1 protein-coding gene is annotated in these 1,321 nt (G+C 46.9%); it reads left to right on the top strand.

The genetic code is table 11. The annotated features are described in order from the left end of the window. A partial coding sequence (gene ptsP, locus R7E00_RS23700) for a phosphoenolpyruvate--protein phosphotransferase (RefSeq protein WP_318124682.1) occupies positions 1–1,321 on the top strand: 1,321 nt, incomplete at both ends.

Genomic DNA, 1,321 nt, shown 5'->3' with positions numbered 1-1,321 from the left:
TTAGTGAGATGGAAGAATCTTTCTTAGTGACCTTATCTGCACAGTTAGCCGTGATCATCGCTCACGCGCAAAGTTTAGGTCATTGGCAATTAGCCTCAAAACCGACGGTTCTTAAAGGCTTGCCTGCATCAACGGGTGTCGCCATCGGAGAGTTTTGGTTTGACAACACGCAGCCGAGTTTGTCGGACGTATTCCCGTCTTCCACGCTGGATAAAGAGCGAGAGCAAGAGCTGCTGCTGGTAGCGATTGAGCGTGCGCTGAATGACTTCCGCCGGATGCGGAAAAAGTTCGACAGCGAAATCAATAAAGATGCGTTAGCGATATTCGATTTGTTTACCCATTTGCTTAATGATCCAATGTTGCGCGGTGATCTTAAGAAACAGATTGAAAAAGGCGATCGAGCGGATTGGGCGTTGCGTCAGGTAGTCGAAACTTATTCAAACCGCTTTGCTCGTATGTCAGATGTCTATTTGCGTGAACGAGCACAAGATATCCGAGAGTTGGGGCAAAGGTTGCTGTATTTTCTGCACAACAGTGAGCAAGAGAATGCGGCCATCGATCGTCCTATCATCTTAGTGGCCAATGAGCTTACTGCGACTTTGTTAGCATCGGTGCCGAAAGAACATTTATTAGCGGTCGTTTCGCTTGAAGGGGGCGCAAACTCACACGCTGCAATTCTTTCGCGCGCACTGGGTGTGCCGGCCGTTATGGGCGCTAACATCAATACGGATGTGGTTAACGGCAAATTAGGCATCGTTGATGGTTATACGGGCGAGATTTTTCTAGAGCCCAACCGTCAGCTGTTGCGTGAGTATCGCAGTTTGGTTAGTGAAGAGTCAGAGCTCTTCGCGATGGTCAATAAAGATCTCGCGTTACCTGCCGTAACGTTAGATAACCAGCACATTGAAGTGATGCTGAATGCGGGTCTCAGTGCCGATAGCAACATTGCCATTAATACGGGCGTCGATGGTGTCGGTTTATATCGAACTGAAATTGCATTTTTACTTCAACATCACTTTCCATCGGAAGATGAGCAGTATCATCAATATCGAGCAATATTAAACAGCTACTCGAACCAACGCGTGGTGATGCGTACTCTAGACATCGGTGGTGATAAACCATTGCCATACCTGCCAATCGAAGAGGACAATCCGTTTTTAGGTTGTCGCGGGATTCGCTTTACGTTAGATCATCCTGATATCTTTTTGATTCAATTGCGTGCGATGCTAAGAGCCAGTGCTGAAAGTGGTAATTTAAGTATCTTGTTACCCATGGTATCTGGTATTAAAGAGCTGGATGATGCGATGACGCTGATCAACCA

The organism is Vibrio sp. Vb1755 (assembly GCF_033338635.1).
Lineage (GTDB): Bacteria > Pseudomonadota > Gammaproteobacteria > Enterobacterales > Vibrionaceae > Vibrio > Vibrio alginolyticus.
The sequence above is the reverse complement of the archived record's forward strand: the minus strand, read 5'-3'. Positions and strand labels throughout refer to the sequence as shown.